This is a genomic window from Fusibacter fontis (genome assembly GCF_055378735.1).
The window spans coordinates 2,586,930-2,605,365 of the sequence record NZ_AP042445.1 but is presented as its reverse complement, the minus strand read 5'-3'; the positions used below and the strand labels follow the sequence as shown (position 1 = coordinate 2,605,365).

The following is an 18,436-nucleotide window of genomic DNA, read 5'->3' as shown; positions in this document are numbered from 1 at the left end:
TAAATATCATTATATCACTTGTCACAATTTTGTACAGATAATAATGGATAGATGTATAAATTTTTTTTTATGGCTACAGACCTGATTATGTCTTTCTCTTTAAGAGCAATATTTACGCTTGCTCTTTCAAGTTTTTCATCGTGAGCCCAATCTTATTTCGATTGAGGTCAAGGGTTAAAATTTGTACTTTCACCGTGTCACCAACAGAAAGCACTTGCATTGGATGCTTAATAAAACGGTCACAAATCTCAGAAATATGCACGAGTCCATCTTGTTTCACGCCGATATCAATGAATGCGCCAAAATCCACGACATTTCTAACGGTACCTTGCATGATCATGCCCACTTGCAAATCTTCCATTTTAAGGACATCGCTTCTAAATAGGGGTTTCGGCATCTCTTCACGAGGGTCACGACCCGGTTTCTTAATTTCTTCTATGATGTCCTTTAAAGTCATTGCACCGATTTCGAGGTGTTTCGAAAGTTTTTCGATCCCCGCATCGTATTTCATCGCATCCGGTTGATTGCCCATGATGCCTGAAAAGACGATGACCTTTTCAACAATGTCTCGCACCGCGCCATTTTCAATATCTTTGGCAGTATATCCAAGGGTTTCAAGAAGTTTTTGTGTCGCTTCATATGACTCAGGATGCACAGCTGTATTATCAAGTGGATTTGTCGCTTTTGGAATTCTTAAGAATCCTACTGCTTGTTGATACACTTTATCCCCTAAGCGTTTGACTTTGAGAAGTTCCTTTCTCGACTTAAATCGGCCATTTTCATCGCGATACGCTACGATGTTTTTAGCAAGCGTCGACGAAATGCCAGAAACATAACTGAGTAGCGATGGCGTGGCTGTATTGAGGTCAACGCCTACACTATTTACACAGTCCTCAACGACGTTTGTCAATTGTTCTTCTAAACGTTTTTGATTGACGTCGTGTTGATATTGGCCTACTCCAATGCTCTTTGGATCGATTTTTACGAGCTCCGCTAATGGATCTTGAAGACGTCTTCCAATTGAAATCGCGCCACGGATTGACACGTTAATATCCGGATACTCTTCTGTTGCAAGTTTTGATGCCGAATACACCGATGCACCTGCTTCGCTGACAATTGTATAATACACTTCTTCATCGAGGGTCTTGAGCAGTTCTGCAACGAGTTGTTCTGTTTCACGAGAAGCTGTACCATTTCCAATAGAAATGAGATTTAATCGATGTTTTTTAATGAGCTCCGCAATTTTCTCTTTGGACTGCTTCACTTCATTTTGAGGTGCATTGGGATAAATCGTTGCATACTCCAGCAATTTCCCCGTTTCATCAAGAACCGCTAGTTTGCAACCTGTTCGATAACTTGGGTCGATGGCAAGCACGCGCGCATCTTTTACCGGTGGTACCAATAGTAAGGACTTCGTATTTTTCCCAAATACCTTGATCGCCTCTTCTTCGGCACGTTCTGTCAATAAATTTCTCACTTCACGTTCAATTGAAGGTGAAATTAATCGTTTATAAGAATCTTCCAAAGCCATTTGTAAGTAAGGTGCTGAAATCGACTGTGGATTAACAATCACGGATTGTCTCAATCGATCTAAAATCAACTCATCCGGACTATTAATCTTCACCTTTAACATTTTTTCTTGCTCGCCACGATTGAGTGCTAAAATGCGGTGATTGGCAACTTTAGAAATCGGTTCCGAATACTTGTAATACATTTCATAGACCGTTTGTTGCGTCTCGTCTGTGGCAACGGATTCCATTTCGCCTTTTGTTAAATACAGTTGGCGTATAAATGCTCGATTCTCAGGTGAATCTGAGATGCGCTCAGCAACGATATCCATCGCGCCTGCAAGTGCTTCTTCAGCGGTATTCACTTCTTTTTCTGGATCGACAAAGTCCAAGGCCATCTCAAGTAAATTTCCAGACTGTAAAGCTTGATTCCATAAAATATCTGCAAGCGGCTCAAGTCCTCTTTCGATGGCTTTTGAAGCGCGCGTGCTCTTCTTTTGTTTATAAGGACGATAGAGATCTTCCACCGTTTGAAGAACAGTGGCTTTTTCAATATCTGCCTTCAGCTCAGGCGTTAATTTACCTTGTTCTTCTATGATTCTAATGACTTCAAACTTTCTCGCCTCTAAATTTCTGAGGTATTTCAATCGATCATCAAAATCTCTAAGAGTTTCATCGCTGATACCACCTGTCGCTTCTTTTCGATATCTCGCGATAAAAGGAATGGTATTGCCTTCATCAATTAACTGAATCGTCGTTTCGACTTGACTGATTTTAAGCGATAATTCCTTCGCCAATTGCTGAATGATGAGTTTTCCATTATTTGCATCATTAGTTGTACTCTTATTTTCCCCGTCATTTCCGCTCTCTGCTTGATAAAAAGGACGATTATTCACTGATGATTTTAAGTTCATGTTGACTTGCCTCCTTGAGATATGCGTCGATAAACAAATCGATTTCTCCATCCATTACCGCTTGGATATTGCCCATTTCCGCATTTGTTCTATGATCTTTTACGAGATTGTAGGGATGAAACACATACGATCGAATTTGACTTCCCCAAGTGATCTGTGAGTAATCTCCTGCCAAATCTTCAATTTTGTCTTTATGTTCGCGTTCTTTTAACTCAATTAACTTACCCATGAGCATTTTCATGGCGGTTGCACGGTTGGAAATCTGAGAGCGTTCACTTTGACACTGTACGACAACGCCCGTTGGAATATGCGTAATTCGCACAGCAGAATCCGTCGTATTGACGTGTTGTCCACCCGATCCCGATGATCGGTACGTATCAATTTTCAAATCCACCGGATTGATATCAATGGCAACTGAATCGTCAAGTTCTGGCATGACGTCCACAGAAGCAAACGAGGTGTGTCGTTTACCAGACGCATCAAAAGGTGATATTCGAACGATACGGTGTACCCCTTTTTCCGATTTTAAAAAGCCATAGGCATTGAGTCCATCAAAAGATAAAACGGCACTCTTAATCCCAGCTTCTGTGTCATTTTGTAAATCGAGCATTTTTACCTGGTAGCCTTTTTGTTCTCCCCAGCGCTTATACATTCTGAGAAGCATACCGGCCCAATCCTGTGCATCTGTTCCGCCTGAACCAGCATGAATGGACAATATGGCGCTGTTGGCATCGTAGTCCCCTTTAAGAAGCGTTTCTAGCATCAATTGATCATAATTCGCTTGAAGTTCGTTAAAGCTTCCTTCAACTTCAGCTTCAATGCTGTCGTCAGAATCCTCTAACGCCATCTCAATGAGCCCTTCCAGTTCTTCCGCTCGGTGAAATAGATCTTCAAATTGATCCACTTTGTTTTTAAGCGCCTTTTGAAACTTCAGCTTACTTTGTGCCGTCTCATTATCGTTCCAAAAATCTGGTGCAGTCATATCCATCTCAATTTCTTCAATACGGTATCTTACTTGAGCAATGTCAAAGTGACACCTCAAGCTCAGCGATTAACGCCTTTAGTTTTTTTGATTCTCTACCTAGTTTTTCCAGTAAAATCATTCACTCAACCCCTTCATACGACGAGGCCAGATTGATTCGTCAATTCTGGCCTCTCTGATTATCGCCTAGTCTTCTAAAGATGAACCACAGCATTTTTTATATTTTTTTCCGCTACCACATGGACACGGATCATTTCTACCCACTTTTTTATCCGATTTTGCCGGTTTTTTTGTCGTACTGCCATCACCGGTTCCCGATAAATTGGTAACACGCGCCACTACTTTACGTTCTGTGTCTGTTTGAATATTGGCATGGAAAAGTGCTTTAACTGTCTCTTCTTGGATATTGGCAACCATCTCATCGAACATATCAAAACCTTCCATTTTGTATGCTGCAACAGGATCTTGCTGACCAAATGCCCTGAGGCCAATCCCTTGTTTTAAATCATCCATCGCGTCAATATGATCAATCCAGTGTAAATCCACAACTCTGAGTAAAATCGCACGTTCAACATCTCTCATGCGCTCTAATCCGATTTCATCTTCTTTTTGACTATAAAGTTCTTTTGCTTTATCTAAAATGATCTCTTTTAGAGATGCTTTTGTTAAACTTTCAACATCCGTAAATTCGATTGCACCTTGTGGTAAAAATAGCGGATGTAAATGATTCAATAAACCTTCTAAATCCCACTCTTCTGGATACTTATACCCTTCAGTAAACATCAAGATTGCACGATCAATCGCTTTATCAAGCATATTCATGATACTTTCGCGTATGTCTTCACCGTGAAGCACCTTATTACGTTCACCGTAGATAATTTCTCGCTGTTTATTCATAACGTCATCGTATTGAAGCACGTGTTTACGAATGCCGAAATTGCGACCTTCAACTTTCTTTTGTGCATTTTCAATGGCTTTTGAAAGCATCTTGTTTTCAAGCTGCATTTCGTCGTCAAAGCCAATTTTCTCAACCATCGCTTTGATATTGTCACTTACGAACATTCTCATTAAATCATCTTCAAAAGAAATATAAAACTGGGTGGAACCTGGGTCTCCTTGACGGCCTGCACGACCTCTTAACTGATTATCAATACGACGAGACTCATGTCTTTCAGTACCAATAATATGAAGACCTCCCACTGATTTTACTTTTTCTGCTTCTGCATCGGTGATTCGTTTATGTTCTTGGTACAGCGCATCGTATACTGGTTTTGCTTCTAGCACTTCTGGATCTTCTCCAATAATTGGACTCGAAACGCGATTGACGATATGTTCATCGTAACCCTTTTTAATCATATCGCGCTTTGCCAAGAACTCTGGATTTCCTCCTAGTACAATATCCGTACCACGACCAGCCATGTTGGTTGCGATGGTCACCGCGCCAAATCGGCCAGCCTGAGCGACGATCTCAGCTTCTCTTTCATGTTGTTTCGCATTAAGCACTTCGTGTTTAACACCATTTTTTTTCAGCATCATGCTTAAAAATTCCGAAGTCTCAATACTAATCGTGCCGACGAGTACTGGTTGACCTTTTTGACTGCACTCTTGAATATCTCTGAGCACTGCGTCAAATTTGCCCTTTAAACTTCTATAAATGGCATCTTCTTTATCTTCTCTGGCAATTGGTCGATTGGTTGGCACCATGACAACGTCCATATTATATATGTGTCTAAATTCTTCTTCTTCCGTTTTAGCTGTACCAGTCATCCCCGCAAGTTTATTGTACATACGGAAATAGTTTTGGAGCGTAATCGTCGCAAGTGTTTGAGATTCTCTTCTTACTTCGATATTTTCTTTCGCTTCAATTGCTTGATGAAGTCCATTTGAATACCGTCTACCATACATGAGACGACCTGTAAACTCATCTACGATGATGACTTCTCCATCTTTCACAATATAATCCACATCGCGTCTCATCAAATAATTCGCACGAATCGCTTGATTGACGTGGTGAAGATATTCGATATTTTCAGGATCACTTAAATTTTCTATGCCAAAATAAGCTTCAGCTTTTTTAACACCATTTCGATTTTCACTACCATCTTCTACGATACCGTATTTATCTTTGACAATTCCATCTGTCAATGAAATGGATTTTGCCTTTTCATCTATTTTAATGTCTTCTTCGGCATTGAGCGTTCTAGCAAACATATTCGCAATTCTATAAAGATCCGTCGATTTTGCACTTTCACCTGAAATAATCAGTGGTGTTCTCGCTTCGTCTACCAAGATACTATCGACCTCATCCACGATGGCATAATTAAGAGGTCTTTGAACCAATCTTCCAGCTTCCATTACCATGTTGTCGCGAAGGTAATCAAAACCAAATTCGTTGTTTGTTCCGTAAGTTATATCTGCACGATAAGCATTACGTCTGTCTTCACCTTCAACGCCATGTACAACACACCCTACCGTCAAACCTAAAAATTCAAAAATTTTCCCCATCCACTCACGGTCACGCATTGCGAGATAATCATTGACCGTTACAACATGTACGCCTTTTCCTTCAAGCGCATTGAGGTATGCTGGGAATGTTGCAACAAGTGTTTTACCTTCACCTGTTTTCATCTCTGCAATTCTGCCTTGATGTAGCACAATTCCACCTAAAAGTTGAACGCGATAAGCTCTCAATCCAAGGGCTCTTTTTGCACCTTCACGGCAAACTGCAAACGCATCAGGTAAAATGTCATCGAGCGTCTCGCCATTTGCCAATCTATTTTTAAGAGTTGGCGTCATGTCTCGAAGTTCGCGATCTGTTAACACCGTATACTTCGACTCTAACGCTTCAATTTGATCGACTATTTTATCGATCTTTTTCACTTCTTTTTCATTAATATCGCCAAAAAGCAATTTCATCAAGTTCATAATTAGCCCTCTATTCTCATTTCTTTATTCATGTTTATTAAGTCTCATCACTTCACATTTAAACTGAATTTATGCAATTCTCACAACTATCAACTATCTACTATCTACTATCTGCGCATTTTAGGATTGTAAGTGAATTGTAGCATCGATCCTTTTGATTTCAGCGAAGCAAGCAACATATCATACTGTATCACCCACGCAATTCCAATGGATACAATCAAATCACCCACGCTTAAAACTTTTGCAAGTGGATATATCTCTGGAAGTGCGATCACTTTTCCGAGATAGCGACTAAGTGGAACGGCCTTTGTCACATCCATATAATTCACGACATTTCCAACTTTTAAAGACTCTACAAATGAATCAAATCCGAGCGCGGTCATTTTTACAGTATCAATTGGCATGAGAAAATGATTCATCCCCATGATGACAAGATTCATCGCAAGCCCAAGAAAAATCAACTTCATTCCAAATCGACTGAAATTCATAAGCGCTATAATGGCAATAATCACCATTGCAGCATAAGGAAATACTTGAATAATATCTAAATTAATATGTGCCAATTTTAAGATGTATGGAACTAAAAATAATACGAGAGCAAACAAACTTAATGCCCACCCTTTATATCTCACTTCCAAGAAATTTGAGATTCGGCCATTGCGAATCATTCCGACGATTAATCCAATTACGATTGCTTCTATGTACATAGCACACCTCATCAGTAGTGAATATTTTCCATTCTTTGTTATTTTATCACACTTTAACAAACGATGGAACGTCTATTCCAATTAACTACGACTGTTTCATTATAACATTCCATTTCTAAAAGATTCTCGGTGAAAATGTAAACAAACTATAAATTTCACAGAGCCACATCGTGTAGATATTATGTTAACCTCAGGAATAATCATGTGGAAAGTACTAAAATCAAGAACTTTAATATCTCATACATAAAAAAATATAATTATCTTTATAAAATTATTTGTGTATTAGATAATAGTATGCTATAATCTTCTCATAACTGTAAAAAATTACCATTATTTAGGAGGATACCATTGGAAGCTGCTAAAAAATTAAATCCCTATTCAGTTCAAAAAGAAACTGTCTACATGAATTTAACAGAAGTTGAACCTTGTGAATGCGAAGCCATCTCTCTTGTCAAATGCCAAATCTGTTCAAGTGAAACAACCGTAAGAGAATTTAAAGAAAAATACATTTGCGAAGCCTGTGTCCAATATATCAAATCTTCATTTTGATTAAAGTTTGCATTTTGAGCAATACATAAACACAAAAAAGACGACTCCCACGGGAATCGTCTTTATCATTTTATATGATTATAAATACGGTTCTATCAAACCAAAATCTCCATCTTTCCGTTTATAAACGACATTGATTTCTTCAGTGTCGCCATTGAGAAATACGAAGAAGTCATGACCGAGAAGCTCCATTTGTAATACGGCCTCTTCTGGCATCATTGGTTTTACGCCAAATCTCTTTGTTTTAACAATAGTTTGTTCTGGCACAAGTTCTTGTAAATCAGGAATTTCTTCAAATCGAATGGATTCATTTGCATGGAATCTCTTTTCGATTCTCGTTTTGTGTTTTCTCATTTGTTTTGAAATTTTATCAATTGCATCATCGATAGAAGCATACATGTCTTCTGTGATTCCTTCAGCTCTAAAAATAGTGCCATTTTTCAATGGAATTGTCACTTCAACGATATGTCTGTTCTTTTGAGTGCTAAAAGTAGCGTGTGCTTCAACGTTTGCATTGAACATCTTGTCAAATTTACCGAGTTTTTTCTCAACTTGATCTCTGATTGCTTCTGTTATTACTAGGTTTCTTCCTGTCACGATTACTTTCATATGCTCAACCCCTTTACTTTTAATACTACCTATATACCCACGTATCTTATAAATAACCACCAGATAAAAAAAATCTTGCTCAAATAATTCTTCCAGTGGAACAGATACATTTACTTATCATTTACTTATCATTAGCTTATTTATTGGTTTTTTTATAAGCACTTATCACTTGACTTTGTTTGTTTATTTGAAATCGGTTATGCAGGGTTTTAGCCTTAAGCGGTTCATATTGTCGCCTCAAATCAGCAAGCTGCGCCATCAAGCTTTCAACAAGTCTGATTTCGATCTGGATCGGCTTAAAACTCTTTTGCTCATCCAAAGACAAGTTTTCTACACTTTTAATACCCGATATTTTCTTATAGAGATCAAACTTCGATATAAAAAGCAAATCCAGTTCTTGTACAGAATGTTCAAGGCCTTCTATTTTATCAAAAATCGCTTCGAGTAAACTTTGACGATTGGTATCTTCAAGCATATGATAATGCTCAATCGAATATAGAATCTGTTGTTTCTTCTCAATTAATATTGCCAACATTTCATCTACAATTGACGGTTTCATCGGTTTTCTCCATAAAAATTAAGGTTAAGCACAATTGCTCAACCTTAACTATAATTTGATATCTAAATTTTGCCCCAGATGCGGTGAAACTGACATTTCCATCATTTTAACAACTGCTTCCATGGACTGTGCGTCTTGCATCACAGCTTTTTGAAGGTTAGAAATCGTCAGTGCTTGCTTTAAACTTGTAAGGGCAACTGCTTGGTAAGAAGATGCTTGAATATCCATCTAATCCCTCCCATCTTGACCGGTATCTAATTACTAGTATACCCGATAATGCCCAAAATTAACAGCACATGTATTAAAATTAAAACTATTTAATACTAAATGCTTGTTTCCATGTGTCTTTAAAATCTTCAGCAATTTCAAGTGCTTCTTGAAACTCAGCTTCATTTTTTGTGATATTTGCATTGATCAATTTATAATTGAGATACTCATAAAGGGCGTCTAAACTGACACTTAATGGAATATCCATATTGAGTGTCGCTCTGAGTTCTTCAACGATCATCTCAGCACGCTGAGTATTGTAATTTACAACTTCATAGTTTTTACTCTCTAACCCTAGCATGGCTTTCTTGATAAATTTTACAATGCCTTCATATAGCATATACGTCAATTCTTCTGGTTTTGCACTGATAATTTTGCTTTCCAGATATTGATCCATTTTATCGTTCATATAAGGATTTCTTGCTTTTACTTCGTCTTTTTTCTCGTCTGGTTTGTCATTATTCTCTATTTTAATAAAATTTCTTGGTTTCGAATAATTGTATGGATTCATAACAGCCATGTTCGCCTCCCTAAGGTTACACTCAAAAGAACCTTAATCACTCATTAGATTTACTACCTTATATATCGGCAACTTCAGCTAAAAAATTCAATTTTATCGTGCAATTTTTATCGTAATTTTTCATTTTAAGGTTTTTCAATATTTTGAGTTTTAATTCTTTGATTTTTTAAACTAAATGAAGCTGACAATTATCAGCTTCATTTAGACTATTTTTTATTGTCTATCGACAAACCACTATACATCGATTTTGATTGCATATGATACTGATCCATTGCATTTTTATTGCGTTGTACTTTTAATTTTTCATTTTTACTGTCCATCAACTCTTTTTCAAGTTTCACTTTGAATGCATCCATTTCTTGTTTACATTTTAGTTCGATGGATTCAAACTCTTGGTATAGCTGTCGCGCTTCATCCGTAATGGTTTTATCCTTGTATTGTTCAAGTTCATGAATTAATCTACCACGTACATCCACTGCACCTTGAACAATATCCATATCACCAACTTGTATAGCACTTAGTATAATTTTGCTTTGAACGATAATCTCATGAAGTTGTTCTATAACGATGTCCTTCATCATGATGCGCTTCCTAACATGCCTGAAAGTGAAGACTGTTGTGCGTTCATTTTGCTAAGTGCAGATTCCATTCTACTGAACATATTGTAGTAATAAGTTTCCTTATCTGCTAGATACTCAACTAAATCGGCAATTTTGTCATCGTACTCGAGAAGTTTCTTAGAGAAGACGTTGTTTGCATAAGTCGTATCATTTTCAATACCTGCTTTTTCAAGCAAAATTCCTTTTTTACCGCTTGAGTCACGTTTTGTACGGACATAATCGTTCAAAATATCCTCTACTCTGCTTGCGATTCCATTCTCTTTGTAACGTTCGTTGGTACGAGTCGTATCCCCATATTCTGCATCTGATTTTGCAGTAAAGAGTTTTACCACTTCGTCAAAATTTGTTTCAAGACTTTGTTTGAGTTGATCTTCATTGACAGTGAGTTTCCCTTTATCTAGATAACTTGCACTGCTAATGCCAATTTGACTGAGAGAAAGGCCAGAGCCTTCTACCACATCCACCATGGCATTTCGCATCGAGCTAACAAACGTACTGAGTTCACTTGAACCTCTTAAGATCCCTGATTTTGCTTTAGTTTCCCAAAGTTCAATCTCTTTTTCAGTCATGTCTTCTTTTTCATCATCCGTCAGTGGTTGATAACTGTAATTTTTTTTCTCAGTGAGTTCTGTATTAATGGTATCCATGATTTTGTTATACTCAGTGACAAAGTTTTTGATGTTATCAATAATATCTTTTGTATTCACAGATAGGCCGATGTTGATCGCTGATGCACTTTCAGCTTTTAATGAATATGCAATGCCATCAAGGCTAAAATTATTGCTACCTTGGATGATTTCTTGACCGTTAATTGTGAGTCTCGCATTTTTTGCTGCTACTTTTGAAGAACCATCTGTTGGACTTACGCCTAACTGTGATGTACTGGATACATTAAAGAGTTTTGATAAAAATGCATCTGAAGAATTGGCCAAATCAACAGCATTTGCAGTTCCTTCAAGTGTTGATTGAAGTTTAAACTGGTCATTTAAACTATCATAGGAAAGTGTTGCACCAGTTCCTGCCTTATTAATTTTATCGATCATTTGATCGAGGGTATCCGTCGTCGCAAGCGTAATGTCTTTGCCATTGATTTTAAGTCCCGTTAAGTCAGCAGCTGAAAAATTAAATAAGCTTCCGATTGATTTTGAACGATAATCGATATTGGATTCGCCGCTTGTCAATCCAAGTGCAGTCATAGTTTCTGTATTACCAGTATACTCAAGCACTTTAACGGTTGAACCCTTCATATCAAACTCGAGTACACCTGCATTTTGAGTCACGACATTTGAGTAATCGGCACCAAACGCAGTTTTAATTTTATCGTTCAATAGCGTAGCTAGTTCAGCTGGTGTCGTAATCGCATTGAGTTCTGTACTACTAACGGCGATTCTTTTAGATGTAGATCCAATCGCCAAAGTTAACTCTAAATCTTTACCTGCTAAATCTGTTTTTAAATCGGCGATTGTAATCGCGTCTGTTTTAATTCCTTTTAAGTCGCCGATTGCACCTGTTAGTGTATCTTTCGTTGCCAACTGATCAATCTTATCAATGACAACACTTTTAGCAGTATTTGCTGATGACGCTGTAACGGAAACTGCAGACGACGCAACGCCCCCACTTGTTACGGAATAACTAAACTTGCTAAATGAAGTTGAGGACGATAAATTGCTTCCCGGCTTTAAGATATCAAAATAAGAAGACTGTAGATTTCTAAGTTGTTTTGTAATATCTCTATAAGCTTCTTGTTGCCACACGACACTTTCTCGGCTTTTTTTAACTTTATTCATCCTTGTATTTTCTGCTTTCATCAGGTTCTTAATCATAGAATCTGTATCAAAACCCGATGCCATACCAGTAATTCTCATTGTAGACATTTACATCACTTCCTTTTATATGTCCCTATCATCGATCGTCTATACGACTATACGATTCATCAAATTGCTTTCATGCACAAATGTCATATGCGCAATACATTCATTATGATTTGAAAATAGGATGATTATGCCTTTTCATCTACAAAAAGGCCCGCTAATTCCCACATTTTTGCGATCATATCCTGTATTTTTTTCGGAGGAAATTCACTGATGACTTCGTTTGTTACAGTATCTTTGATCGTATACATCACTGTATGTGTCACTTCGTGAACTGCCCGTTCAATTCTTCTGTTATAAATTTCAAGTGTTTTATTTGCCTGTTCTACTGATTTTTGAAACATTTCTTCATTGATGTCTTTTTCTTTTTCTTCGCCCTGTGCCTGTGAGACTTTTTTTACATTTGTCTCATAGTTCACTTTCTCGATCGGACGTTTAGGAACAGGCCCACTTTCAACAGTTCTAACTTGAGCTTCCGTGCCCACCGCGCCAGATTGAGTACTTCCAAGATTGATTTGATTAATCTTCAAAATACCATCTCCTTTCCACAATATACTCTATCAGTAATATCGGTTGATACCCAATAAAACTTAAGTGTATTCTAAATTATCTGAAAATAATTTTTGATGCTTTCAACACCTCTTGTGAATTCAACGTTACGTACAAAATTTAAAAAACCCACGGGGCGTCATTGTCAAAATGAAGCTTAATGATATCAATGCCCATTGACTGATACGATTGAAGGGACTCGTAAATTTCAGAGTCAAAATTGTAATTTGAAATCACAATACACTCAGGTTGAATGATCGATATCAGTTCGGGATTCTCAACAGGATAACCATTTAATTGATCCCCCCACCTGCTTGAATTGCTATCAAAGACAACTATTTCAAACTGATGGATATCAAAAAATTCCCCTAACAGCTGCAATACTTTTGCAGTGTAACCCCCTGCCGTGTAAAAAGCGATTTTTTTATAGTTTGGTTTAATAAGTAACGTTTCAAGTCGTTCTTTATAATGTTGCCGCGATGCCGACGTATCTTCTATCACTTGATACATCTGATCAAGCTGTGTTATAATTGGCAAATGCTGTGTACATATTTTTTCACATTGACCACATCGAATGCATGGATTGTCACTGTTTTCTGGTTGTATTTTCAGATCAAGAATCAATTTTTTCATCATGGAGATATGCGTCAATAATTTCTTGTCCGTTCTACCATACATGCGATCGCTTGTTTTAAGCAAACTCATATTATAGGATTGCATCATTTCTGGAATTGGAATCAATTTCGGGCAGGATGTCCGGCAATACCCACAGCCCGTGCACAATCCACCAATTTCACTAAACTCCTTGACGACTTTGTTTCTCCAGCTTACATCTAAATCATTTGAATCAGTAGAAATATTAAAAGGTTTCAAGTTTTCATGTAACTCATTGGTATTTGAAACACCTGAAAGTACAGATGTCACATGAGGATGACGAATGACATATTTTAGTGCTGACTGTGCTAAAGTATAGTCAGGATCATCAAAAACACCTGAGAACAACTCATGATTCTCCGGTATAATGCCTCCTGCCAAAGGATTCATCACCGTAATCCCCATTTGTTGTTTGTATGCTGATTCTATCACGGCATCCATTGTACTGTGATTTAAGAGATTATAAGATAAAGTGACCCCTTCAAAATACCCATCATTGATGATATCAATCGCTTCATGGGGAGTGGCGTGATTAGAAAATGTAATGTGTTTTATTAACCCTCTATTTTGTGCCAAAAGCGCGCCCTCATAAGCACCGCCAGGTTTCATGATATCTTTGTAATGCGCTTGATCCATAATGGACCAAAGGTAAAAAAAGTCAATTTGATTCACATCCATGGTTTTTAGAGAGTTTTCAATACGTCTCAGTACATCATCAGCGGTATTATCCTGAAAACTTGATGATTTAGATGTGACAAAATATGGATTTTTCATCATTTTGAACGCATGGCGATAAATGTGTTCACATTGAGATTTTGCATAGTTATGAGCAATATCAAAATAATTCATTCCAAGACTATTTGCCTCTGCAACGAGCTCGGCACAACGAAATAAGCCCGCTTCATCCTCTAAATCACTCGGATTAAATCGAGTGCTCCCAATACTCATCTCAGATATTAATTTACCAGTCGCTCCGTAGTATCTGTAATTCAAAGGTCCTCCAAATTATAAACTCAATTCTAAATCAAAGTAATTTGCAAAGTCACGCCAGAACGCTTCGTTCTCTATGATTGTGTTATACTTCATTTTAACAACATTCATTTCCTCTTCAGAATAATCAAGCTTCTTCATGCATTGATATAAATAATAACAAGCAAATGCATGATTTGGAATCAACATCAATATGGATTCGAACTTCTTCATTGCCAACTCGTATTTGCCCATTCGCATATAAGGGTTATGAACAAAATTAATATCTAAGTTGATGGTGTAATTGATGTTGTGGTTTAGGCGTTTTTCCAAACTATCATTTTTAAAATGTTCATTAAAAAATGATATTCTACTAAAGTCAAATTCTTTAATCTGACCTTTCTTTAACGCTGTATTTAAAAGACTACTTCCTGAAATTGGCGTCGGACTTGATATGGAAGCCCAATGAAATTTTGCATTTCTCAAATATTGTAATGACTCTTCAACATCTTCTAGTGTTTCATCCGGAAAACCGGTTACAATGAAAACACGTACAAAAATGTCTGTTTCACTAAACAACTCAAAAACTTCACTGGCTTTAGCAAGTGATAAGGGTTTATGAATAATTTCTTTAAGAACACGATTTGAACCTGATTCCAACGCTAAATGTACTTCTTTAACTCTATTTCTGACAAAACATTCCACCAACTCTTTATTGATAGGTGCAACAGCTAATCCATTAATAAATCGAATATCCACATTTTTCGAACCTGCATAATCACAAATTTCAATGGCTCTTTTAACATCAAATAAGAAATGATCATCGTTAAATGAGATTGTATTAACGCGCCTTTTATCTACCCAATAATCAATTTCATCTTTCACACGTTGAATGGAGTTTGCCCTAATTTTTTTACCATGTACACTACTGCTTGCACAAAACACACAATTATACGGACATCCACGGGAAGTCATCATAACAGCTTGTCTGTTAAATGAAAACTCTGGGTCTAACACACTGCTATGATATTCTAACAACGAATCTCCATACTTTTCAAAGTATGCATCATAGTCGTAAAATGGAATTTCGTCCAAATCTTTGACTTCGTATTTTTCCAAATTCATTTGTTGATGATTGCCCAACTTCTTCTTAGTCATAAAACTAGAGCTCTCGATAATCGTGTTCATTAAATGATTTGAACAGACTAATTTGGAAATTGGTATTTCACCTTCTCCTAAACACAAAGCATCAACGACACATTCTGGATGATTTAAAATGAGCTCATATTTATTCGTAATTGGATGCCCACCAGCAATTAACAGAATTTCAGGATATTTGTCTTTTATTTTTGAACTCAAGCTTATCAATGTCGGTACCGACTTGTCAAACAATGTTGAAAAAACAATTATATTAGGCTTGTTTTTTTGAATGGACTCATCAATTTTAGAAAACAAAACTGTCTCAAAATTCAGCAGAAGTCTTTCTAGTGACTGCTTAATATCACCAAGAGACAATTGCCTAATAAATTCAATATTCAAATCAACTATATCAGACACTATGTCAGGACACTGTGCTTTTACATATGCTTCTATAGATAATACTCCTAAAGGAATATTGCTGGCTCCAAACAACTCCGTAATATTAATTGTAGGTTGTTTTACAAGTTGATTTAAGCTATCTAAATTATGACTAATATTGGCGATAAAAAGTACGCTTTTCATCTTACCTCCCACTTTGAAATTTATATAGAAATAGGTAAATTGAAGTAATGCACATATTTTCTCCAAGAATCATCATTCTTAACAATTCTATTATACTCTACTCGTACTTTATTCATAACATCTTGTGCATAATCCAAGTGATTCATACACTGATATAAATAATAATATGCGAATGCATGATTTGGATAATTTTCAATAATTGCTTTAAAACGTTCCATTGCAAGATCATATTTCTTCATTCGCATATATGGATTGTGAACAAAGTTTACATCCAAGTTAATTGTATAACGGACCTCACCATTTAAGTGTTCAGCTAACTGTTTGTTCTCAAAACTCTGATTAAAAAATGAACTTTCACCTGGAAGGTATTCATGAATTTGACCACTTGCTAATGCATTCTCTAAAAGCCTACTTCCAGAAATAGGTGTTGGCGTTGAAATTGAAGCCCAGTGAAAGTTAGCAGTACGTAAAAATTCTAAAGACTCACGTATATCGTCTATTGTTTCAGATTGAAAACCTACCACCAAAAAAACCCTTACGAAAATATTCGTGTCCAAGAACAAATCAAATACTTCCTTTGCTTTCGCAATAGAAAGTGGTTTTTTGATAATTTCTCGCAATACACGTTCTGAACCTGATTCCAACGCGAGTTGAACCTCTTGAACCTGATTTCTCACCATGCAATCAACAAGCTCCTTTGTAATAGGCGCAATAGCCAATCCATTGGGAAATCTAATATCTAGCCCTTTACTACCTGCATAGTCACAAATTTCAATCACGCGATTAATATCAAAAAGAAAATGATCATCAATAAATCCAATTGTTGTAATTTGATGTCTGTTGACCCAGTAATCGATTTCATCTTTTACACGCTGGATAGAATTATATCTCATTTTTTGTTCATGAACACTTTTCGAAGCACAAAATACACAATTATAAGGACAACCACGCGAGGTCATAACTACCGCTTGTCGATTAAATGAATGCTTTGAGTCCAAAATGTTATTGTGCAAAGTTAAAATTTTTGAACCATATCTATTAAAAAAACCTTCATAATCATACATAGGAATATCATCTAGATTTTCTACCATGATTTTTGTAAAACTTTTTTTGGCGATACATTTATCTCTTGTTGCAAAATAGCTACTTGAAACAACATGCTCTTTCGCATTTTCTGCAAGAACCAACTCAAGAAAAGGAATTTCACCTTCACCCATGCATATCCCATCTAGTCTATTTTGTTCATCAATCAAAATATCTTGATACAAATTATTTGCAGGATGTCCTCCAGCGACAAGTAGCACGTTAGGATTTTTTTCTTTAATTAAACGACTCAATAAACCAAGAGTAGGTACAGATTTGTCAAACAATGTTGAAATTCCAATAATATCAGGCTTAAAACAGTCCATTTCCTCTGAAATTTTAGAAAATACGAATGTTTCAAAATTCATCACAATGTCATGAATGTTGAGGTCTAAATTTCCCTCTGAAATTCTCAACATAAATTCCGTATTAAGATCAATAAGTGATGTTTCAACGTCATGACAACGACTCTTTACATAAGCGTCAATGGATAGCAAACCGAGTGGTAAATTACTTGAACCAAATAGTTCAGTAATGTTTTTCTGCTTTGAACGATCCATGTCAATCAAACTTTCTAAATTATGGCTCAAATTTGAAATAAATAACACTCTTTTTTTCATAACTTACACCTGTTCTGCTGCGGGGTATCTCTTGCTGTTTTGTGAATCAAACCCATTACATACTTTGCAAGCTGTAAGCGGACGTGTATTGAACATTTCAGCAATCTTTCTTTTATCTTCTAACGACATTATTTGGTCTCGTAAGTCAATATATTCGTCTTTTGGTATATCTAACATGCCCAAATCCAAAGCGAAAAGTGATCGAATACAGTTGTGTAACTTTCCGTTGTAAAGGTGCAGATTCTTCATAGATATTTGCCAACAGCTTTCAAAAACATGCTTTAATTCATCATTTGAATAACCTCGATCTACAAAGTCACCACTATCAACCCAACCACCATAATGCTGAATATCGCCAAAAAAGACCTTGGTCACATAGGGAATATTCCTTTGATTGAAAATTTGTTCAATCTCTCTAATCTTATACGACAAATTTCCATAATCACTTAACTGAACTTCAAATAATTCAGCGTTTTCTTCAAGAATTTTTAATGTTTTTTCATTTGGAACAATGGTTCCGTTTGACATCAATATGATTTTTTCGAATTGGTCTTTATAACGAATTGCCTCTGTTAAAATATCATGCATATCTGGATGCATAAATAACTCTCCACCAACGAATTGAAGCCACTGTATTCTATCATAAATTTGAAAAGCACTCTTCATGTCTTCAAAAATAGCATTTTTATCGATTGTAGGTGGATTGTCATACATTGTTATACAATTGCAACACAGTTTGCACTTTAACGTGCATTTAAGTGTAACTATAATCGCTAGTCTTCTTGCTTCAAGCATAAATGCCTCCCTG

The 18,436-nt window shown here is 36.5% G+C and carries 16 protein-coding genes; 1 reads left to right on the top strand and 15 read right to left on the bottom strand.

Annotated elements, in window-relative coordinates; genetic code table 11:
• Nucleotides 1-112: 112 nt before the first annotated feature.
• The 4 genes from ACZ41W_RS11660 to ACZ41W_RS11645 all read right to left on the bottom strand — a co-directional run bounded on the left by ACZ41W_RS11660 (nucleotide 113) and on the right by ACZ41W_RS11645 (nucleotide 7,036).
• Complete coding sequence (locus tag ACZ41W_RS11660; RefSeq protein ID WP_464312157.1) at nucleotides 113-2,422, bottom strand: Tex family protein; 2,310 nt, start codon at nucleotides 2,420-2,422, stop codon at nucleotides 113-115.
• A protein-coding gene (prfB, locus tag ACZ41W_RS11655) for a peptide chain release factor 2 (protein ID WP_464312156.1) occupies nucleotides 2,397-3,525 on the bottom strand; the annotation gives its coding sequence in 2 pieces (ribosomal slippage) (nucleotides 2,397-3,449 and nucleotides 3,451-3,525; 1,128 coding nt in all). The genes ACZ41W_RS11660 and prfB overlap by 26 nt, the downstream gene beginning before the upstream one ends.
• A gap of 65 nt (nucleotides 3,526-3,590) precedes the next feature.
• On the bottom strand, nucleotides 3,591-6,329 hold the full coding sequence (secA, locus tag ACZ41W_RS11650; protein ID WP_464312155.1) for a preprotein translocase subunit SecA: 2,739 nt from the start codon (nucleotides 6,327-6,329) through the stop codon (nucleotides 3,591-3,593).
• Nucleotides 6,330-6,436: 107 nt separating this feature from the next.
• Nucleotides 6,437-7,036 carry a DUF5317 family protein gene (locus tag ACZ41W_RS11645; protein WP_464312154.1) on the bottom strand — a complete coding sequence of 200 codons (600 nt, stop codon included), beginning with the start codon at nucleotides 7,034-7,036 and terminating at the stop codon, nucleotides 6,437-6,439.
• Nucleotides 7,037-7,384: 348 nt separating this feature from the next.
• Between ACZ41W_RS11645 and ACZ41W_RS11640 the strand changes: the two genes are divergently transcribed.
• A complete protein-coding gene (locus tag ACZ41W_RS11640; RefSeq protein ID WP_464312153.1) occupies nucleotides 7,385-7,585 on the top strand; it encodes a hypothetical protein in 201 nt (66 codons plus the stop codon).
• Nucleotides 7,586-7,663: 78 nt separating this feature from the next.
• Here ACZ41W_RS11640 and hpf read toward each other — a convergent pair whose 3' ends face one another.
• The 11 genes from hpf to ACZ41W_RS11585 form a co-directional block, all read right to left on the bottom strand.
• The gene (hpf, locus tag ACZ41W_RS11635) at nucleotides 7,664-8,194 is read right to left on the bottom strand and encodes a ribosome hibernation-promoting factor, HPF/YfiA family (protein ID WP_464312152.1); all 531 of its coding nucleotides are present in this window, start codon (nucleotides 8,192-8,194) and stop codon (nucleotides 7,664-7,666) included.
• A 136-nt stretch (nucleotides 8,195-8,330) separates the two neighbouring features.
• On the bottom strand, nucleotides 8,331-8,753 hold the full coding sequence (locus ACZ41W_RS11630) for a hypothetical protein (protein ID WP_464312151.1): 423 nt from the start codon (nucleotides 8,751-8,753) through the stop codon (nucleotides 8,331-8,333).
• A gap of 48 nt (nucleotides 8,754-8,801) precedes the next feature.
• Nucleotides 8,802-8,981 (bottom strand): putative motility protein, encoded by a 180-nt coding sequence (locus ACZ41W_RS11625; RefSeq protein WP_464312150.1) that lies wholly within the window; start codon nucleotides 8,979-8,981, stop codon nucleotides 8,802-8,804.
• Between the two features lie 85 nt (nucleotides 8,982-9,066).
• Complete coding sequence (fliS, locus tag ACZ41W_RS11620) at nucleotides 9,067-9,540, bottom strand: flagellar export chaperone FliS (protein ID WP_464312149.1); 474 nt, start codon at nucleotides 9,538-9,540, stop codon at nucleotides 9,067-9,069.
• Nucleotides 9,541-9,746: 206 nt separating this feature from the next.
• Nucleotides 9,747-10,121 (bottom strand): hypothetical protein, encoded by a 375-nt coding sequence (locus ACZ41W_RS11615; protein WP_464312148.1) that lies wholly within the window; start codon nucleotides 10,119-10,121, stop codon nucleotides 9,747-9,749.
• Nucleotides 10,118-12,034: a flagellar filament capping protein FliD gene (gene fliD, locus ACZ41W_RS11610; RefSeq protein ID WP_464312147.1), complete on the bottom strand. Its 1,917-nt coding sequence runs from the start codon at nucleotides 12,032-12,034 to the stop codon at nucleotides 10,118-10,120. The genes ACZ41W_RS11615 and fliD overlap by 4 nt, the downstream gene beginning before the upstream one ends.
• Nucleotides 12,035-12,159: 125 nt before the next feature.
• Nucleotides 12,160-12,561 (bottom strand): flagellar protein FlaG, encoded by a 402-nt coding sequence (locus ACZ41W_RS11605; RefSeq protein ID WP_464312146.1) that lies wholly within the window; start codon nucleotides 12,559-12,561, stop codon nucleotides 12,160-12,162.
• A gap of 139 nt (nucleotides 12,562-12,700) precedes the next feature.
• Nucleotides 12,701-14,227, bottom strand: a complete 1,527-nt coding sequence (locus ACZ41W_RS11600; RefSeq protein WP_464312145.1) for an aldo/keto reductase — start codon at nucleotides 14,225-14,227, stop codon at nucleotides 12,701-12,703.
• A gap of 12 nt (nucleotides 14,228-14,239) precedes the next feature.
• A complete protein-coding gene (locus ACZ41W_RS11595) occupies nucleotides 14,240-15,925 on the bottom strand; it encodes a B12-binding domain-containing radical SAM protein (protein ID WP_464312144.1) in 1,686 nt (561 codons plus the stop codon).
• Between the two features lie 20 nt (nucleotides 15,926-15,945).
• On the bottom strand, nucleotides 15,946-17,628 hold the full coding sequence (locus ACZ41W_RS11590; RefSeq protein WP_464312143.1) for a radical SAM protein: 1,683 nt from the start codon (nucleotides 17,626-17,628) through the stop codon (nucleotides 15,946-15,948).
• Nucleotides 17,629-17,631: 3 nt separating this feature from the next.
• Nucleotides 17,632-18,423: a 4Fe-4S cluster-binding domain-containing protein gene (locus ACZ41W_RS11585; protein ID WP_464312142.1), complete on the bottom strand. Its 792-nt coding sequence runs from the start codon at nucleotides 18,421-18,423 to the stop codon at nucleotides 17,632-17,634.
• Nucleotides 18,424-18,436 lie beyond the last annotated feature (13 nt).